The 18,753-nt window shown below is 60.6% G+C and carries 16 protein-coding genes; 2 read left to right on the top strand and 14 right to left on the bottom strand.

All coding sequences use genetic code 11. The features are described 5' to 3' along the window. Nucleotides 1-12: 12 nt before the first annotated feature. The 12 genes from ACYP2A_RS01370 to ACYP2A_RS01315 form a co-directional block, all read right to left on the bottom strand. The gene (locus ACYP2A_RS01370; protein WP_459742060.1) at nt 13-1,215 is read right to left on the bottom strand and encodes a glycosyltransferase family 4 protein; all 1,203 of its coding nucleotides are present in this window, start codon (nt 1,213-1,215) and stop codon (nt 13-15) included. A gap of 100 nt (nt 1,216-1,315) precedes the next feature. Continuing rightward, nucleotides 1,316-2,425 carry a glycosyltransferase family 4 protein gene (locus tag ACYP2A_RS01365; protein WP_459742059.1) on the bottom strand — a complete coding sequence of 370 codons (1,110 nt, stop codon included), beginning with the start codon at nt 2,423-2,425 and terminating at the stop codon, nt 1,316-1,318. A gap of 50 nt (nt 2,426-2,475) precedes the next feature. Further along, nucleotides 2,476-3,702 carry a glycosyltransferase family 4 protein gene (locus tag ACYP2A_RS01360; protein WP_459742057.1) on the bottom strand — a complete coding sequence of 409 codons (1,227 nt, stop codon included), beginning with the start codon at nt 3,700-3,702 and terminating at the stop codon, nt 2,476-2,478. Next, on the bottom strand, nt 3,699-4,700 hold the full coding sequence (locus ACYP2A_RS01355) for a glycosyltransferase (protein WP_459742056.1): 1,002 nt from the start codon (nt 4,698-4,700) through the stop codon (nt 3,699-3,701). Before ACYP2A_RS01355 ends, ACYP2A_RS01360 begins: the two co-directional genes overlap by 4 nt. Before the next feature lie 59 nt (nt 4,701-4,759). Continuing rightward, complete coding sequence (rfaH, locus tag ACYP2A_RS01350; protein WP_459742054.1) at nt 4,760-5,248, bottom strand: transcription/translation regulatory transformer protein RfaH; 489 nt, start codon at nt 5,246-5,248, stop codon at nt 4,760-4,762. Nucleotides 5,249-5,252: 4 nt separating this feature from the next. Then, the gene (locus ACYP2A_RS01345; protein ID WP_459742053.1) at nt 5,253-6,032 is read right to left on the bottom strand and encodes a WbqC family protein; all 780 of its coding nucleotides are present in this window, start codon (nt 6,030-6,032) and stop codon (nt 5,253-5,255) included. 31 nt (nt 6,033-6,063) lie between these two features. Then, entirely contained in the window at nt 6,064-8,280 is a 2,217-nt protein-coding gene (locus ACYP2A_RS01340) for a polysaccharide biosynthesis tyrosine autokinase (protein WP_459742052.1), read from the bottom strand. Further along, a complete protein-coding gene (locus ACYP2A_RS01335; protein ID WP_459742050.1) occupies nt 8,281-8,733 on the bottom strand; it encodes a low molecular weight protein-tyrosine-phosphatase in 453 nt (150 codons plus the stop codon). Then, nucleotides 8,723-9,694 carry a glycosyltransferase family 2 protein gene (locus ACYP2A_RS01330; protein WP_459742049.1) on the bottom strand — a complete coding sequence of 324 codons (972 nt, stop codon included), beginning with the start codon at nt 9,692-9,694 and terminating at the stop codon, nt 8,723-8,725. Before ACYP2A_RS01330 ends, ACYP2A_RS01335 begins: the two co-directional genes overlap by 11 nt. A gap of 3 nt (nt 9,695-9,697) precedes the next feature. Continuing rightward, nucleotides 9,698-11,218: a lipopolysaccharide biosynthesis protein gene (locus tag ACYP2A_RS01325; protein WP_459742047.1), complete on the bottom strand. Its 1,521-nt coding sequence runs from the start codon at nt 11,216-11,218 to the stop codon at nt 9,698-9,700. A 2-nt stretch (nt 11,219-11,220) separates the two neighbouring features. Continuing rightward, entirely contained in the window at nt 11,221-12,336 is a 1,116-nt protein-coding gene (locus tag ACYP2A_RS01320; RefSeq protein WP_459742045.1) for a DegT/DnrJ/EryC1/StrS family aminotransferase, read from the bottom strand. A 59-nt stretch (nt 12,337-12,395) separates the two neighbouring features. Then, on the bottom strand, nt 12,396-13,178 hold the full coding sequence (locus ACYP2A_RS01315; RefSeq protein ID WP_459742043.1) for a hypothetical protein: 783 nt from the start codon (nt 13,176-13,178) through the stop codon (nt 12,396-12,398). Between the two features lie 799 nt (nt 13,179-13,977). Between ACYP2A_RS01315 and ACYP2A_RS01310 the strand changes: the two genes are divergently transcribed. Continuing rightward, nucleotides 13,978-15,156: a cysteine desulfurase family protein gene (locus ACYP2A_RS01310; protein ID WP_459742041.1), complete on the top strand. Its 1,179-nt coding sequence runs from the start codon at nt 13,978-13,980 to the stop codon at nt 15,154-15,156. Between the two features lie 52 nt (nt 15,157-15,208). Beyond that, entirely contained in the window at nt 15,209-17,014 is a 1,806-nt protein-coding gene (locus tag ACYP2A_RS01305) for an aminopeptidase P family protein (protein ID WP_459742040.1), read from the top strand. A 17-nt stretch (nt 17,015-17,031) separates the two neighbouring features. Here the strand turns inward: ACYP2A_RS01305 and ACYP2A_RS01300 are convergent, their stop codons facing one another. Both ACYP2A_RS01300 and rhtA read right to left on the bottom strand, forming a co-directional pair. Continuing rightward, nucleotides 17,032-17,322, bottom strand: a complete 291-nt coding sequence (locus ACYP2A_RS01300; protein ID WP_459742038.1) for a hypothetical protein — start codon at nt 17,320-17,322, stop codon at nt 17,032-17,034. Nucleotides 17,323-17,496: 174 nt separating this feature from the next. Continuing rightward, nucleotides 17,497-18,381, bottom strand: a complete 885-nt coding sequence (rhtA, locus tag ACYP2A_RS01295) for a threonine/homoserine exporter RhtA (RefSeq protein WP_459742036.1) — start codon at nt 18,379-18,381, stop codon at nt 17,497-17,499. Nucleotides 18,382-18,753: the final 372 nt, after the last annotated feature.

The following is an 18,753-nucleotide window of genomic DNA, read 5'->3' as shown; positions in this document are numbered from 1 at the left end:
GGCGGGGTTGCCTCAGGCCGACTCGATGGGCGCGACACGCGCAGGCAGTTCGTTGTCGGGCACCGGTACCGGCAGGCGCACGTGCTGGACTGCGACCCGTGCGCTGGCCAGGCGGCTGTCGACGAACGCCTTGATCTGCTCTTCGAAGCGCGCCACCGAAAAGCGCTCGGCATTGAGCCGGCAGGCGATGGGAGTAATCCGCCCCTGCGCCGCTTCGAATTCGCGTACCGCTGCTGTCAGTGAGGCAATGTCCTGCTGTTGAAAAAACACCCCGGTGGGCGTCGGGTGGTCCAGGCCCAGAATGGTTTCCAGCGCACCGCCCTTGCCATAGGCAATGACTGGCGTGCCACAGGCCTGGGCTTCCAGCGGGCTGATGCCGAAGTCTTCTTCGGCGGCAAACACGAAGGCTTTGGCGGCACGCATGTGCTGCAACATCACCGCGGCCGGCTGATAGCCAAGCAGGCTGACGTTGGGGGCATCGATGGCCTTGGCGCGGGCCATGTCCGGGCCGTCGCCGATCACCACCAGGCGTTTGTCGGGCATGGCCGCAAAGGCTTCGACGATCATCGGCAGGCGCTTGTAAGGCACCATCCGCGAGGCGGTGAAGTAGTAGTCCTGACGCGCCCCGTCGGCGGTGAAGCTTGAGGTGTCCACCGGTGGGTAGATGACCGTGGACTCTCGCCGATAGGCCTTGCCGATCCGTGCGCCGATAAAGCTTGAAACCGCGATGAATTCATCCACCCCGGCGGCGGTGCGCTGATCCCATAGGCGCATGTAGTGCAGCACCATGCGCGCCAGCCGTCCCTTGATGCCCTTGTCCAGGCCCGACTCGCGCAGGTACTGATGTTGCAAGTCCCAGGCATAGCGAATGGGTGAGTACACATAGCTGATGTGCAACTGGTCGGGGCCGGTCAGCACGCCCTTGGCCACTGCGTGGCTGCTGCTGATCACCAGGTCATAACCGGACAGGTCCAGTTGTTCGATGGCCAGCGGCATCAAGGGCAGATAGCGCTGGTAGTGTTTGCGCGCACCGGGCAGGTTCTGGATGAACGTGGTGGTGGCGAGTTTGCCGCCCAGTTGCGCCCGGTCCCGTTCACTGAGGAAGTCGATCACGGCGAACAGATCCGCCTCGGGCCAGACCCGCAACAGCGAAGCCAGAGCCCGTTCTGCACCGGCATAGGTCACCAGCCAGTCATGGACGATTGCGATTTTCATGAGTCTTCCTTGATGTAAGAGTCTCGCTACATCAGGCGCATACGGCAGGCGTCTAAGCGGGGGATGGAACGGCTTTGCCTGGGCGGCAATCCGATAAAAATTATTTGCTCTGTTGATCGGCACTCGAACGGTGGGTGGTCTTGCGTGTCTGCACACGGGCCTTTTGCAGGCTGTCGATGTGCCGGGACAACCGCTGCGCCGAGCGTTGCCAGCTGAACCGGGTCACGTTGGCCAGCCCCCGCTGGCGCAGTGACTGGCGCAGGGCCGGATCACCGAGGATGCGTTGCATGGCCGCCGCCATCTGCGCGGTATCCAGCGGGTCGAAATACAGCGCGCTGCCCTTGAGTACCTCGGGAATGGAGGCGGCATTGGCGGCCAGCACCGGGCAGCCGCAGGCCTGGGCCTCAAGTGGCGGGATGCCGAAACCTTCGTACAGCGACGGAAACACAAAGGCGGTCGCGCCCTGGTATTGGGTCAGCAGTTCGGCATCGTCGAGGCGGCCCAGAAAGCGGATGCGCGGGTCACGGCTGGCCAGGCGTTGCAGGTCCGGGTCGGCAAACAGGCCGTGGGTGGAGCCGACGATGTGCAATTGCAGGTCGGGCTGGCCGCGCAGGCTCAGAAACGCCTGAATCATGCGGGTGAAGTTCTTGTGCGCACTGGGTGACGACACCGCCAGCAGGTAAGGACGTTCGACGTGCACGGCAGCGGGCAGAAAATGCGCGGTCACCGCATTGGGCAGGGTCAGGATGCGTTCGGCGGGCATCTTGTAGAAGCTTGAAATTTCGCCTTTGGAAAACTCGCTGGGCGTCAGCAGGGTCTTGACCCGTGACAGCAGGATCGGGGTCATGATCCGGTAGGCGGTACGGAACGTCCACGAGTAGGTGTGCGGAAAACGCACATAAGTGATGTCATGGTGGGTGGCAATCTGGTTGGCATAGAGCAATGGGCCGCTGCTGCCCAGCGAGATGAGCAGCGGATTACCCTGGCGACGCAGGTACAGCGGCAGGTCGATCTGCTCCCACAAATGGCCACGGTGGCGGCCGATGCATTGCGCTTGCAGCAGGCCTGCCGTGTGGTGTGAGCGCACGTCATGCGGGGTGACGAAGACCACGTCGTCACGCAATTGCTTGAGTGCCAGGCTGATTTGTTCGGCATAACGCTGCACGCCGGTAAGGTTCTGGGTCAGAAACCGGGCATTGATAACAATCATCGGATGCTTCCTGCAAAGATGAGCGGCAATAAGCATTTATGCAAAAACGCTTAAAGCGGCAGATTGACGGGGATCAGCAGTCGTTCGCGCAGGGTCTGGGCAAAGATACGTTCATAGCTGTCGAGCATCAGGTCGAGGTCCAGCAAGGCGGCCACACTGGCACGTGCCTGAGTGCCCAGGCGCGCCAGCAGGGCCGGGTCCTGATGCAGCTTGAGCATCGCAAGGCCCAGTGATTCGGGGTCGTCGGGGTTGCACAGCAGGCCGTTGAACTGATCCTGGATAATCTCGGTCAGGCCACCCATACGGCTGGCAATCACCGGTTTCGAGTGGGAGCAGGCCTCGACTGCGACCATGCCGAAAGGCTCGCTCCACATTGATGGCACCACGGCCACATCGATGCTGGCATAGAAGTGTTCGGGTTTCTGGTAGCCGACGAAGCGGATGCGCTCGCTGCCGGCCATGGCCTTGAAGCGTTGCTCGTCGGCCAGTTGCCCACGGCCGGCAATGTCCAGCGTGGCCTTGAACGGCAGGCGCTGAAATTGCTCGATCAACCAGCCCACGCCCTTGGGTTCCGACAGCGTACCCATGTAGCCAAAGCGCAGCGGGGCAGCGGTGGGTCGCTTGGGCTGTCCTGCCGCTGGCGGGGCTGCAAACGGGCTGGCGTTGTAGACCACATGGCTGTGCGCACCCTTGAAATAGCCCTGTGCCTGCAGGCGTTCGAGCATGAAGCGGCTGACCCCGACCACGCTGTCGACCTGCGCCGAACGCTCGGCGTGACCCTTGCGAAACTGCACGCACAGGCCACATTGGCGCTGGCAGTCATGGCCCTTGCGGAACATGGTGCTGCCAGGGCACAGCAGGTACAGGTCGTGCAGCACTTGCACGATCGGCCGGTCGCAGTGGCTGATTTCATCCCAGGCCGAGACCGACCAGCCGGTGAGGTTATGGCAGACCACCAGATCCGGTTGTTCAAGCGTGATCACCTGGTTCAGGTAGCGACGCATACCACGGTTATAGCGGTCGCGCAGATGCCAGCCCAGGCGTGTCAGGCGGCCGGGGCGCTGGGTGGTGAAGTGCCAATAGAAGTTGCGCAAGCCGGCACGGTAGACCCGCACCCGATTGAGGTTGTCCTGATGCAGCCCGGCTTTGGCGCCGGTGGCCAGTACCACGACCTTGTGGCCGCGCGCTTGCAGGCCCTCGACGGTGCGTTGCAGGATGATTTCGGCACCGCCGCCGATGTCGGGTGCGTACAGGCTGCTCACGAACAGAAGCTTCATAACGGGTACGACCGGTTCAGGCCGAGCAGGCCGGATTCGCCATCGGCGATGGCCTTTTCCAACAGTTTCAGACGTGGCCCGGCATCGCAGCGGCGGGCGAATACGCGCAGCAGGCAGAAGAACAGCCAGCGGTTGAATTGATAAACCAGCGGCGACGCCACCCAGACATTCTTGTCGAACCAGGCCTGGTTACGTGCGCCGTAGTAGGCACGCAGGTCGGAACCGCCGAGCAGGTAGTTTTCATAGATGTTGTTGGTACGCGCCTTGATGTTCCACGAGTGTTCAAGGTCGTCGAGCAAGGCCTCCGGCACCAGAAAAATTCGCCCGCCACCGGCGGTGATGCGCCAGGTGTATTCGTTGTCGTCGGCATACAGCTTCAAGGCTTCCAGCGGCAGGCCAATGCGCCGGTACAGGCTGTGATGGGCCAGCAGGCCGCCGTAGGTGGCAAACGGCAATTGCACCAGCGAGGGCAAGGCGTTTTCGATCTTGGGCCGGCCCCAGGGCAGACGCCGCCAGAGCTTGTAGGGCAGGTGCGCCACGTGAAAGCCGAAAAAGCTCGAGCGACGCTGAATGGCAAAGCGTTGCGGTACGCCGGTGGCGATGTCGGCCTGGTGGGTCGGGCGAAAGCCCAGCACCGCCACCTGGTCACGACCGTAAGTGGGCTCCAGACGTTGCAGCCGGTCGTGCAGGACTTCGATGGCATTGATGGTCGGTGCGTTGTCGTCATCCATCAGCCACACGTACTCGCTGCCGGCATCCAGCGCCGCCTGGATGCCGACTGCGTAACCGTTGGCGGAGCCGGTATTGTGCGGCAACTCAATGACCCGAACCTGCCTGGGCCAGGTTTCGACCAGCGTCTGCAGTGGCGCGCTGGAGGCGTTGCTGACGACAATAACGCGTTCGATCTGCGGGCTTTCCAGCGAGCGGCTGATCAGCGTGTGCAAATAGTTGTAGCGGTCACCGTATGTCAGAGTGACCAGGGTCGTGAGGTTGGGCATGGCGCAATTTCCGCTGGTCAGGACAAGGGCAGGAAAACCGGGGGTTAACGTACTGGCACTCAGGCCCTGGCCGGTACCCGGGTCAGGCTGCTGAGCGGCAAGACCACCTTGTGCTGGCGCTGCAGCAGGTTGAGCAGAATCACGGCACGCTCGGCACCGTCCAGCGAGAGAAAGATCGCTTCGACGTCACCGAAACTGCCGGTCTTGATGCGCACCGTTTCGCCGTGTGCAAACACCCCGTGCAGTGCCGGGTGGGCCAGGCGCTGGCGGATCTGTTCGATCAGCCCGTTGTGCACCGGCACCGGCTGGGCGCCAAAGGTGACGATGCGCGCCACGCCGCGGGTCGAGCGAATCGGGTACCAGTTGTCATGAACCTGGTCCATGCGGATGAACAGGTAGCCGGGAAACAGCGCTTCGGGTCGGCCCAGGCCTGCGGTCAGCGGCTGGTAGCACTCGAACTGCTGGCGTTGCAGGTGTTCAAGGGCACGCAGTTCCTGGCGGGGTTTGGTCTGGATCAGGTACCAACGGGCAGGGTCAATGGCGGACATGGGCTCACTCCACGGCAAGTTGAGGGTTCAAGGGCGTCACTACGCTGCTCAGGCAGGGGTCGTTGGCGGCGCCGCCTTCGCTGACGGTGAAGTGGTCGAGCAGTGCACGGGTCTGCTCGACGCTGTTGAACATCAGGACATCGATGATCGACAGGCTCTCGACAAAGTTCTCGCCAAACTGTGGGTAACGAACCGGCTTCATGGTGAAAAAGCGCAGCAGCAGGCCGTTGCGGGCAAACAGGTCACGGTCGTATAGCTCGAAGCCGCCGATGGGGTTGAGAAAGGTGGTGGCCGAGAAAATGTGGGCAATATTGATGACTCGGTCCTGTTTGTCGCGGCAGGTGTCCAGGTGCAGGTCGGAGCCGCGCAGGATCGGCGTGGTGATGTGCAGGTAGGCACACAGCTCGCGCAGGGCATTTTCGGCGTACAGCGCCAGGTTGTTCTGCGGGAAGCGGATCAGCCGTTCAAGCAGCGGCATGATCTGGGCGAAGTGCGGTGCCTTGCGGTAGCTCTGTTCAATCAGGTTGAGCAGGCGCGTGGCCTCGATGTCGAAACCGTCGGCCAGCCGGCGTTGCATGATGGGCAGGCCGAAATGGTCCTTCTTGACCGGAAAGGTCAGCAGGCGCGGCTGATCGTTGTCCAGAATACGGTTGCGGTTGACCCAGCCTGCGCGGATGAACTGCAGGTCATCACCGAGGATGAACACGTCAGCGCGGGCAATCAGTTGAAAGTACCCCAGGTAAGGGAACAGGTACGGCTGCATCATTGCAATGGTTCGGGCCATGATTAACTCCTTGTAGTGATGGCAGGAAGGCTTACTTGCGTACGGGGTGGTAGCTGTAGCCGTAGCTGGTGCAGTCATACTCGGCGGTTGAGGCCTTGCGCACGGTGGCGTTGAAGATCGCGCCTTTTATCAGGATGCCGTTCTGGTTGAGCCTGCGTTTACAGGCTTCAAGCTCTTTGCTCGTGGTCAGGCCGAAGCGCGCCACCAGCAGGCAGGTGCCGGCCTGGCGACCGACCAGCGTGCCGTCGGTGACCGCAAGAATCGGCGGGGTGTCGATGATGATCAGGTCGTACAGCGGCGACAGTTCGCTGAGGGTCTTGTGGAAGTTGTCGTGCATCAACAGCTCGGAAGGGTTGGGCGCGGCAAACCCACAGGAAATGAAATCCAGGTTGCGCACCTCGGTGCGGTTGATCACCTCAAGGCATTTGAGACGCGCCGCCAGGGTGTCGGACAAGCCGTGCCGCGATTGCACACCCAGCACTTTGTGCAGGTAGCCCTTGCGCATGTCGGCGTCGATCAGCAGTACGCGCTTGCCGGTCTGGGCAATGATGACCGCCAGGTTGGCGGACACGAACGATTTGCCGGCGCCGGGCAGGGGGCTGGTGATCATCAGCACGTTGTTGCGTGCTTCAAGCATTGCAAAGTGCAGGCTGGTGCGCAGGCTGCGCAGTGATTCCAGGGCCAGTTCTTCCGGGGCGCGAGTGCTCAGCAAGCGTGATTCGCGCGGTGCGCCGTGGCCGGTGGCGGCCTTGTCGAGGCGTTCTTGCTGACGCGAGAAGGGCAAGGAGGCGTAGACCGGCATGCCGAGGTTTTCGATGACTTCGGGGTTCTCGATGCCGCGATAGAACGCCTGGCGGATAAAGATGATCGCCACCGCCAGCAGCGCCCCCAGCAAGGCGGCGATCAGCACGATCAGGGTCTTCATCGGCTTGACCGGTTTTTCGACGTTGCTGTCGGCATTGTCGATGATGCGTACGTTACCGATGCTGCCGGCGCGCAGGATGTCTTGCTCCTGGCTCTTGTTGAGCATCAGGGTGTAGGTCTGGCTGATGACCTGCATGTCGCGGGTCAGGCGCAGCAGTTCCTGCTGGGCTTGCGGCAGGGCATCGATCTTTTTCATCAGGCCTTGCTTGAGGGTATCGATTTGCGCGATCTGGCTCATCAGGCTGCGGTAGGTCGGGTGTTCGCGGGTATACAAGCGTTCCAGCTCGACGCGTTTGAGCCGCAGTTCGGACAAGCGATTGTCCATTTCGACGACCTGATCGAGCACGCCTTTGGTTTCGATCGACAGGTCCGCCGAGCGTGAGCTGGTCTGAAAGACATTCAGTGCGGTTTCCGAGGCTTCCAGTTGCTTGCGCACCATCGGCAGTTGCGAGCGCAGGAATTCCAGGCGCTGCGCCGCTTCGGCCGAGCTGCGGTCGACGTTCTGGCGCACATACAGGCGGCTGACTTCGTTGAGCACCGCGTTGGCCTTGAGCGGGTCGTTGTCTTGCAGCAGCAGGTAAATGATCCCCGAGTCCTTGCCGGCTTCGGTGATTTTCAACCGGTCCTGCCACGCCAGGGCGGTGCTCAGGGTGCGCTGACGGGTCACGGTGAACGAGGTCTGCGGACGGGCATTGAGGGCTGACACTTGCAGCTTGATACCCTGGCCTTCACTGCTGCGCCCGACGGTGCCGTTAAGCAGCAAATGGTTGTCGGCGTCGTAGAGCGCGTACTGACCGGGTCTGCCAGCCACTAGTTTCAGCGGTTCGCCCAGCAGGGCTTCGGGCACTTCGAGCTGGAAGATATCGAGCTTTTCGCCGCCCCAGGCATAGTTGTTCAGGCCGAACAGCGGCTCGGCGAGTTGGCCTGCAAATTCGGGCGTGAAGGTGCGATACAACCAGGGACCGATGACCGGCAGCCGGTCAGGGGTGTATTCCACGTTCAGGCGCAGGTCTTCGACCACCTTGCCCAGCAGGGCGCGGGATTTGATCAGCTCGATCTCGGTGGTGGCCTGAGAAGCCGACATCGGTTTGTTGTTGACCTCGGGTGTGCCTTCGATGCCGAGCTTGCGCGGCTCGATCTGGATCATGGCCGAGGCCTGGTAAATCGGCGTGGCCAGTATCGCGTAGAGCAGGCCGATCAGCATGAACAGCCCGGTCAGCCAGAGGATCAGTTGCTTGTGGTCCAGCAACGTGCGCAGCAGGGTGGCCAGGTCGATCCGGGTGTCCTGGAAGGCGTCCAGGGAAGTACGATTCATAACAGTCATTTATCTCGGATCTCCTGACTGAAGATAAGGAAGCCAGTCGTCGACACAGCGCGACAGATGCACGTAGGTCTGTTCGAAGGCGGTTTTTGCGCGCCGATAGGGGTCGACGATGTGCGTCGACTGCTGCCATTGGCCGATCAGAAACGTACGGCCACGTATCTCCGGGGCCAGCTTGAACAGGCGGGCCATGTGGGCGTGTTCCATCGACAGGATCAGGTCGGCGCGCCGCAGCATCTGCCGCTCGACCTGGCGGGCATGATGCGCATGCGGTGTGAGGCCGTGATCGTGCAACACCTCTTGCGCCAGACGGTCCATGGGCTCGCCGACCAAGGCACTCAGGCCCGCCGATCGAATCTGGATGTCAGGTGTTGCCAGGCGTTCGCGCAGCAGGGCTTCGGCCATGGGGCTGCGGCAGATGTTGCCGACGCAGACCACCAGCAACTCACTGAACATTGGCTTTACCGGCGATTTTACCGGTGGCTTTACTGAAGGTTTGACGGGTGGCCTGGCGCAGGCGCCGGCCAAGGTTGACGAGCACATTGCGCGCCACGGTCAGCAGGGCTTTGATCTTGTGTTCGGGCGACAGCGCGGCCAGTGACAGGCACACACTCCGGCTCAGAAAGTGCTCGTACAGCGCCTGGTTGCCCAGCCGGTTGTAGTAGTTGGCCAGGCTTGAGGCGGTTTGCAGGCTCATGTGCAATTTGCGCTTGTCGCTGCGCATGGAAAAGATCCCGCCCGGGTGCAAGCGGTACGCCGCCGGTTTGATCTGCTCGATGAACTTGCCCTTGCCATGGGCACCCAGTAACGACCACCAGCACAGGTCGTTGAGCGGCGCGATACGCATCTGCAACTCCGGCGGCATGCTGGTCAGCACGTTGCGAAAACAGGTGGTCAGGGTCGAGATCGGCCGGGCCTTTTGCAGCTCCAGGGCACTGGCGTCGCGACGCAGGTCGCCCTGCAACTGGATGCCGTGTTGACCCTTGTCGTCGAAGGCCATTGCGTCGTGGTAGGTGAGGACGTAGTCGGGATGGCTTTCGAGAAAGTCCACTTGCAGTTGCAGCTTGCGCGGGTCGGTCCAGTAGTCATCGCCTTCACAGAAGGCGATGTAGCGCCCGCGTGCTTCGATAAACAGGTCGGGCACACAGGGCTTGCCTTGCCGAAACTGGTTTTCGGCGTGGTAGAAGGGCCTGATGATCTGCGGGTAGCGCTCGACATACTGGGCGATGATACGTGCGGTGCCGTCGGTCGAAGCATCGTCGTTGACGAGGATTTCGAAACCGAAGTCGGTCTGCTGGGCCAGAAAGCTGTCCAGGGTCTGGGCAATGAAGGCCTCCTGGTTATAGGTCGGGCAGACGATGCTCAACAGCGGCGTCGGTGACGAATCGTGGCGTGTGTGACGGGTAATGGCATCCATGGCTCAAGTACTCGGTTTGCTCAACGATAGGTAGATCTTGTGCATCAGTGGCCGGTAACTGACGGCCACCAGCAACAGGGTCACAAGGCCGCTGACGGCCAGCGCCAGCAGCAGGGCCAAGCGGTCGGGAAGCAGGCCATTGGGGCCAGGCGCTGCAATCAGGTCGAACAGCGGGTCGCTGACGACCAGACCCAGCGCGGTCATCAGACTGATGCGCAAAATGTCGCGCAGCCATGGGCCGTGCAGGGTCGGCGCCAGGTGCCGGTGGACGATCAGCGGCCAGATCGCCAGCGACACCAGGCGCAGGCCGAACCAGGCCAGCGCGGCGCCAAGTACGCCCAACTGATCGATGGCCCAGAACATGACCGGCACACTGATGGCGGCCGACACCAGGCTGTAGCCGATATGCAGGCGCATCTGACCGTAGGCGTATTGCAGATAAAACTGAAAGGCGCTGATGGCCATGATCGCGCTGCCCAGGGCGTACCAGCCCAGTACCGGCTGGCTCCAGCGTGCGGCGCTGGCATCGCCGGTCCAGGCGTAGATCAGTGCCTGGCCATGCAGGGCAATGATCGCGGCCAACGGAAACAGCAGGGTGCAGACAAACCGGTGGGCGGCCAGAAACAGTGCGTGCATGTCGCGCTCGCGGCCCTCGGCCACCAGCCGAGTGAGGCGCGGCAACAGGGTTTGCACCAGCGGGTTGGTCAGGGTCAGGATGCCGGTGCCGACCAGCGCGACCAGCGAGAAGTAACCGTATTCGGCCAGCAGCAGGCGCTCGGACAGCAGCACCTTGTCCATCTGGGTCAGGGCAATCCATAACACGGCGGTCAACGACAGGCTGGCGGCAAACGGCAGGACCGGTTTGACCAGCGCTGTGTCGAAGCCGGCCAGCGCCGCACCCGGCATCTGCCGCCAGCCACGCACGGCGAACATCAGGGTTTCGACCAGGCTCACGAAGGCCTGGAAGATGAAGAAATCACGCACGTCGCTGGACACCGAACTGACCAGCCACAGCCCGCCAAAGTAGCGCAAGGTGGCGATCAGCACATTGGCGCCGTTGAGCCAGGCGTGTTGTTCAAGGCCTTGCAGGCCACTCTTGTAGAGAGTGGCGTACAGGCGCAAGGCAATGATCACGCCCATCAGGCCGATGCAGTCGCTGACACTTTGCGCCGACAGGCTCTGCGCATTGAGCCAGTGGCTGGCGATCCAGGGGCTGGCCAGGTGGATCGACAGTGCGCAGCCCAGCGTCAATGGCAGGAAGATGATCTCGAACGAGCGCAATAACCGCCCGCAGATCTGACGCCCTTCGCGGGTGGCGGGTTGATGCGCCACTGCACGCACCAGGCTGGGCGACAGGCCGGCGTCGAGCAATTGCAGCCAGGCCTGCATGACCGTGAAAAAACCGATCAATCCATAGGCTTCGGCGCCCAGATGCCCCAGGTAGAAGGGCATGATCGCAATCCCTACACCCAGCACGTAAGCCTGGCCTGCATAGTTAAGCGCGGTATTGCGGATAACCGACATGCTCAATATCCGACTTGAGCGACAACGGGACTGAGTGCACGAGGGCTGCAGCTTTCCAGAATGGTGTCGATGACCCGGTCCTGATCCTCGCGCGGCAGGCCCGGGTAGATCGGCAGGCACAACACCCGCTCGCTCAAGGCGCGGGCAGTCGGCTGGCCGGGTTGCGGTTGCAGGTATTCCAGGGTGTCCAGGCAGGGGTAGAAATATCGCCGTGGGTTGATGCCACGGGCATTGAGCAGGCTGCGTACTTGCAGCAGGTGTTGTTCGTCGTGCAGCGCAATCGGGTAGTAGCTGTGATTAGGCCGGCTGTGGGCCTGGGGTTGTTGCAAGTCGACGTAATTGTGCAGGCGGGTGGTGTAACGATCGGCGATATCGGCCCGTTGCTCAAGGATGGTGTCGATGTCGTCGAGGATGCACAGGCCCATGGCGGCCGAGAATTCGTTGAGCTTGGCATTGATGCCGATGCCCTCTATACGATCAACGCCACTGATGCCGAAGTTGCACAGCAAGGATGCGCGTCTGGCCACGTCATCATCGTTGGTAATGATGGCGCCGCCTTCGATGGTGTGAAACAGCTTGGTGGCGTGAAAGCTCAGGATGCTGACGTCACCCCAGGCGAACACCGACTGCCCGGCGTAACGCACCGAAAAAGCATGAGCACCGTCATAGACCACCTTCAGGTGGCGCCTGCGGGCGATTTCTTCGATGGCCTGAACGGCGCACGGGTTACCGAACACATGGGTGGCGACGATGGCCGAGGTGTCGGCTTCGATGGCGCTTTCGATGTAACGCGGCGACAGGTTCCAGGTCTGTGGGTCGATGTCGGCGAAGATCGGCCGGATGCCTTCCCATTGCAATGAGCTGCTGGTGGCCACGAAGCTGAACGGCGTGGTGACCGCGCTGCCCGTCAGTTGCAAGGCGCGATAGGCGATTTGCAACGCCAGGGTGCCGTTATTGGTCAGGATCACGTGGCGTACGCCGAGGTAATCGCGCAGCCGGGCCTGTAATTCTTCGACCAGGGGACCGTGGTTGGTCAGCCAGCCGCGTGCGTAGATCCCTTCGACATAGCGCTTGAACTTGTCGATATCGCCAAGATAGGTCTTGGTCACATTAATCATCGGAACCTCCGTGTCAGTGGGTGCAGCGTGCTGTTGCAAAGTGGGAGCCGGACGTTGAATCAGGATATTTGCGCAGGGTCGTCGCGCAGCGTCCGGGCGCTGATCCGTGCAGCGCGGCGCTGGTTGTGGCCCAGAATCATGCGGGTGATCAGGCTGCCGCTGTGCGGGTCGCCAAAGTGCAGCAAGGCGGTGGCGCGCATCAGCCCGGCACTGCACGGCTGGTTGGCATGCAGGGTGCGATAGCCCCAGAACAGATAGAGGTTGCCGGGCATTAACGGCAGCACCATCGGTTTGAGCCAGCCGCGCTGTATGGCCTGGCCTATCAGCCAGCGGCTGAGGCGGTTTTGCAGCAGGGTTTTCTGGACGAGGTTGACCAGCACTGAACGGCGGGCGCCGCGCAGGTTGGGAAACAGCATGAGGTCGCCGCGCTCTTGCCCTTCGGTCGGGATGTGGATGGGCACCAGCATCGTCACCATGCTGGCGTCGAAGTGGAAACAATTGGATTCACGGCGCCCCTGCGTGCCTTGTACACAGCGCAGGACCGGAAAAATCGTCGGGCTTGCGCTGTCGTGGCCGGTGGCGTGGCGGTAAAGCTGCGCCAGTAACTGCTGCACAAGCGGGTTTGACCAGAGTTGCACCAGTGCACTCTCGGCCAATAGCTGTTCACCGTGGTAGGCAAAGTATTCACCCGGGTGACGGCGCGCCTGTTCATTGGTGAACGTTTGCAGTTGCGTCAACTCGCCGAGGCTCAACAGCCCCTCGATGTGGGCGTAGCCTTGCGTGTCCATCAGGTGTGCCAGCTCGGTGGCAAAATGGGTGACTGCTTCGGGAGTAGACGGCATTCGGTTACACCTCGGGTGGAGTTGAGGCGAAAAACCAAAAACATGGCGCTAAGGCCTGGTTGATCGAGTATCTGTTCGGCCACGCTACCGCCCGTGCTCGTCAGCCATAACAGGCTCGGCGATCGGAAAGTTTTCGGGCAAAGCTACCGCCAGACCGAACGAATTCAGTAAGTCAAAAGGGGGTATGCGAGTCGACAGACATCCAGCGGTGCAAGAGGCCACCGTGGAAACAACCGGGATACAGAGTGACTGCGATGTGATGTCACTACGACCATTCCGATGCAATGCTCTGTGGCATTGGCATAAAAGCCAGGAATCGTCAGACAGACCTATATATTGAAGCTGTGTAGGAATCTGTCAAATTATTTCGTCAAATTCCTGTTAAATTTTTGATAAAAAACCGCATGTAAGGCTTAACTGTTTGAATTTAAACAGGGTCAAAAAACTAACAGGTGAGTCGGGTTGCAGGGGTGACGGTTTTCTGTCAGTCGGACAGTACGCGATTGAGTGCTTCTAACAGTCAGGTTGAAACAGCCGCTATTTAACGTCAACCAGACAGTAGGGCAATCAGCGTTGAACGTTGAGCAATATCTGCACTACCGTGTGATTCGGATCGGGACGGTGTTGCAAGCCCTGTAAATGCTATATATTCAATAAGGTTATAAATAAATTCAAAATTAGAATTTTTAGATCTATCTGGTCTGGTGCATGATGCACCCATGGTTAAGTCGTCATCGATTACAGATGTCGACCTGCAGACGATCCGGCAGGCCGGATTGTGCACTTCAGAGGGATGTTCATGAGCAATAGCGCACTGTATTTCGATTACGCCGCCACCACGCCCGTGGACGAGCGGGTCATCCAGGTGATGGTTTCCTGTCTGGGGCAAGCAGGCAATTTCGGCAATCCGGCGTCCAGCTCACATGGTTTTGGACAGCGTGCGCGGCTGGCCGTCGAGCAAGCCCGTCAGCAGGTAGCGGCATTGGTCGGCGCGCGTGCCGAGCAGATCGTCTGGACCTCGGGGGCTACCGAGTCGAATAACCTCGCGCTCAAGGGCGTGGCTGAGGCGCAGGTTCAGCGCAACGGCAAGGCGGGTGGGCATATCATCACCAGCCAGATCGAACACAAGGCCATTCTCGACACCGCGCAGTATTTGCAGGGTCAGGGCATCGACGTAACTTATCTGGCGCCGGACGCCGATGGCCTGATCTCTGTCGAGGCCGTCACCGCCGCCTTGCGCGAAGACACGTTTCTGGTGTCGCTGATGCTGGTCAATAACGAGCTGGGCACGGTCAACGACATCGCCGCGATTGGCGCGCAGGTACGTGAGCACGGCGCTTTGCTGCACGTCGATGCTGCTCAAGGGGCTGGCAAGCTGCGCATTGATCTGAGCGAGCTGGCCGTTGATCTGATGTCGTTCTCTGCGCATAAAATCTATGGTCCAAAAGGCATCGGTGCCCTGTATGTCGGTCCTCGCGCCGGTCAGCGGGTGCTGGCGCAGATTCACGGTGGCGGTCACGAGCAAGGCTTGCGCTCCGGCACTCTGGCGACCCACCAGATTGCGGGTATGGGGGCTGCTTTCGCATTGGCTGCCGAGTTGCTCGAAGACGAAATCGCCTTCACGCAACGCTTGAATGATCGCCTTTGCGAGCAATTGGCCGGCATCACCGGGCTGGTGGTCAACGGCAGTCGCGAGCAACGCATTCCGCATACCCTGAGCCTGACCTTCGGACGTCGTGACCTGGATGTCGCAGCCTTGGGCAAGTCGTTGGCCTTTTCTTCGACGTCGGCGTGCAATTCGGCAAAAAACGCACCTTCTCATGTGCTGTTGGCGCTGGGCTACGATGCCGCAGCGGCCAGTCAGACCATCCGCCTGAGCCTGGGTCGCTTCACCCGCGAGGCAGATATAGATCGTGCTGCCGAACAGATTCGTGCATCTCTGAGCCAGCCACCGTTCTGGGCAGTTGCTCACTCGTAATCACTGCTCCATTATCTGACCCGAGGTCAATTTCGGGTCAGCAGGAGCGGTAATGAGTAAGCAAACCAATGTCGCAGGGGCGGCCGAGCGCCTGGCGCAGGCGCGGGCTGTGATGAGCCGCGAGAAAATCGATGCCTGGCTGGTGCCCTCTGCCGATCCGCATCTTTCCGAATACTTGCCGGGGTTCTGGCAAGGGCGCCAGTGGTTATCCGGTTTTCAGGGTTCGGTAGGGACGCTGATCGTCACTCAGGATTTCGCCGGTCTGTGGGCCGACAGCCGTTATTGGGAACAAGCCACCAAGGAATTGGCGGGCAGCGGTATCGAGCTGGTCAAGCTGTTGCCCGGCCAGCCGGGACCCTTGGAATGGCTGGCCGATCAGGCCGCCACTGACACGGTGGTGGCGGTCGATGGCGCGGTGCTGGCGGTGGCGTCTTCGCGCACACTGGCCAGCAAGCTGTATGACCGTGGTGCCAGGTTTCGTACTGACCTGGACCTGCTCACCGAGCTGTGGAAGGACCGCCCTGCTTTACCGCGCAACCCGGTCTACGAGCATCTGCCGCCGCATGCAACCGTGTCGCGTCGTGAAAAAATCGAGCGTTTGCGCAAGGCCATGGCTGAACGTGAGGCCGACTGGCATTTCATTGCGACCCTGGACGATATCGCCTGGTTGTTCAACCTGCGCGGTTCGGATGTGTCCTATAACCCGGTATTCATTGCCTTCGCCCTGATCGGGCCAAAGAGTGTCACGTTGTTTGTCGGCGGTGAAAAGATCACGGCTTCGGTACGTCAGAGCCTGCAGCGCGATGGCGTCAATCTGCTGGAGTACAACCAGATTGGTGCGGCGCTGCGCAAAGTGCCCAAGGCGGCGCGCCTGCTGGTCGACCCTGCGCGGGTCACGTGCGGCTTGCTCGATCATCTGGACAGTGAGATCAACCTGGTAGAAGGCCTCAACCCCACGACCCTGTTCAAATCGCAGAAGAGTCTTGAGGATCTGCGCCATATCCGTCAGGTCATGGAGCAGGACGGTGCCGCCCTGTGTGAATTCTTCACCTGGCTGGATGATTCTCTGGGGCGTCTGTCCATCAGTGAGCTGAACATCGACGAGGAACTGGCCGAGGCTCGTCAGCGCCGACCGGGGTATGTGTGCCCCAGTTTTGCAACGATTGCAGGCTTTAATGCCAATGGTGCGATGCCGCATTATCGGGCCACCGAAGCCGAGCATGCGCAGATTGAAGGCAATGGCCTGCTATTGATCGATTCCGGTGGCCAGTACCTTGGCGGTACGACTGACATCACACGGATGGTCGCCGTCGGCGAACCGAGTGCCGCGCAGAAGCAGGATTGCAGCCGGGTGCTCAAGGGCATGATTGCCCTGTCGCGGGCGCGGTTTCCCAAAGGCATTCCGGCACCGCTGCTGGACTCTATTGCAAGGGCGCCGATGTGGGCCGAGGGGGTCAACTATGGTCATGGCACCGGCCATGGCGTGGGTTACTTTCTGAATGTACACGAAGGGCCGCAGGTGATTGCCTATCAGGCGCCGGTTACGCCACAGACAGCCATGCTGGCGGGGATGATCACGTCTATTGAACCGGGTACTTACCGGCCGGGGCGCTGGGGCGTGCGTATAGAGAACCTGGTGATCAATCAGGAAGCGGAGCAGACCGAGTTTGGTGAGTTTCTGCGGTTCGAAACGCTGACGCTGTGCCCGATCGACACGCGTTGTCTGGAGTTGTCGCTGCTCAGTGCCGATGAGAAGGCCTGGCTCAATCGTTACCATACGCACGTCAGGCAGCGTTTGAGCCCCCTGCTGCAAGGGGCTGCGTTGCAATGGCTACAGGCGCGCACCGTCAGCGTTTGATTGACGTGTTGCGCGCCTTAAAGACGGGATTTCTTGCACACGATAATCATGCTGCGGCTGGTATAACCGGCGGGATTCAGGCCGAATGGATAATCGCCTGGGTCCTCGACGGCGTCACCCGACTTGGCAATGACCCTGAATTGGCCTGACTCGCAGGTGTTGGCTGCCAGCTCCTGGCATTTCTCCCAGGATGAAGACAACCCCGAGCAGTTGATGTGGATGCCGCGCTTGCCTTGAACAACCGGCTTGGCTGTCGCGGCGCATCCTGTCACGCCAAGCAGCGCCAGTGCGATAACGATGTATTTCATCCCGTTCCTTAACCGGCTATGTCTGAAAGCCACAATCGGGCTTGAGTGTTTGTTGGTACTCAAGGGATATCGATCGGTTCACGGATTTTTCCCACGAACCGTATCGGTCAGGCTGTAAACATGGCGCATGCGCGGAACAATTGCTAGTGCCTTGTAAATTCTTGTTATTGAGACTCAGTCGCCAGGCACCAGTTTGGGCTGTTGGGGGGTGGCCGACAGCGTTACGCCGATAGAAGCCAGAATGATCGCGCCCATGGCCAGCCATTGCAGTTGCGACAATTGCTCGTGCAGAAACAGCAGGCCCGAGAGTGCTGCGATAACCGGTTCCAGGCTTGCCAGTGTGCCGAAGGTTCGCGCCGACATGCGCGTCAGGGCGATCATCTCCAGGCTATAGGGCAGGGCGGTCGACAGGATCGCTACACCGATTGCGGCGGGCAGCAGGCCAATGTCCAGTAGTGCGGTGCCTGCATGGGCTATGCCGAAGGGGGCAGCAAACAGGGCGGCGACGATTACCCCGAGTGCGGCGGTCTGAACACCGTTACCTTCTCCGGCTTTCTGGCCGAAGACAATATAAGCGGCCCAGCAGGCGCCGGCGCCAAGCGCATAGGCCGCCCCGAGCGGGTCAAGGCTGGCGCTGTTGCTATCCGGTATCAGCATCAACAAACCGCCGACGGCCAGGGCTATCCACAGGACATCGATGGTTCTGCGCGAAGACAGCAATGCCACGGTCAGCGGGCCGGTGAGTTCCAGGGCTACGGCGATGCCCAGCGGTACAGTGCGCAGCGACATATAGAAAAGCAGGTTCATTGCGCCCAGTGCCACGCCATACACAATGATCATGCGCAGCGAGCGTGCACTCAGGCGAACACGCCAGGGGCGCAAGACCAGAATCATGATGATGCTGGCAAAGACCAGTCGCAGGGTGGTTGTGCCTTGTGCGCCTATGGCAGGGAACAGGCTCTTGGCCAGAGAGGCGCCTGTCTGGATGGAGATCATGGCGATGATCAGCAATCCCAGGGGGAACAATATGGAAGAGGGGGTGAGTGATGACGGCTTCATGGCAGGCAGGGTCCTGGGGCGGGCTTTCTATATATAGGCAGCATGATGAGTAACCGGAAGGGTTTGCGCAATATAATGCGCATTTATTTAATTTCGGTGCTATTGGTAATTAAGTGTTGACGCCCCGTCTCAGCGCTCTATAATGCGCACCATTCCCGCCGCGGAAGAAACTGAAAACTCCTTGAAGATCAACGAGTTAGAAGTGAAAACGGCGAGGGAATAGTGCAGGCCTCCGGGCCCGGCGGTGAAAAAAGGCAGTTGACAGTAACTTCGGTTGCTGTATTATTCGCCTCCCGCTGACGAGTTGGTCGAAAGATCGCTCGGCACGCAAGTGATCGAAGTTTGGATGTGTTGAAAACTTCTGAAAATAAT

This window comes from Pseudomonas sp. 3A(2025), from assembly GCF_054589175.1.
The sequence above is the reverse complement of the archived record's forward strand: the minus strand, read 5'-3'. Positions and strand labels throughout refer to the sequence as shown.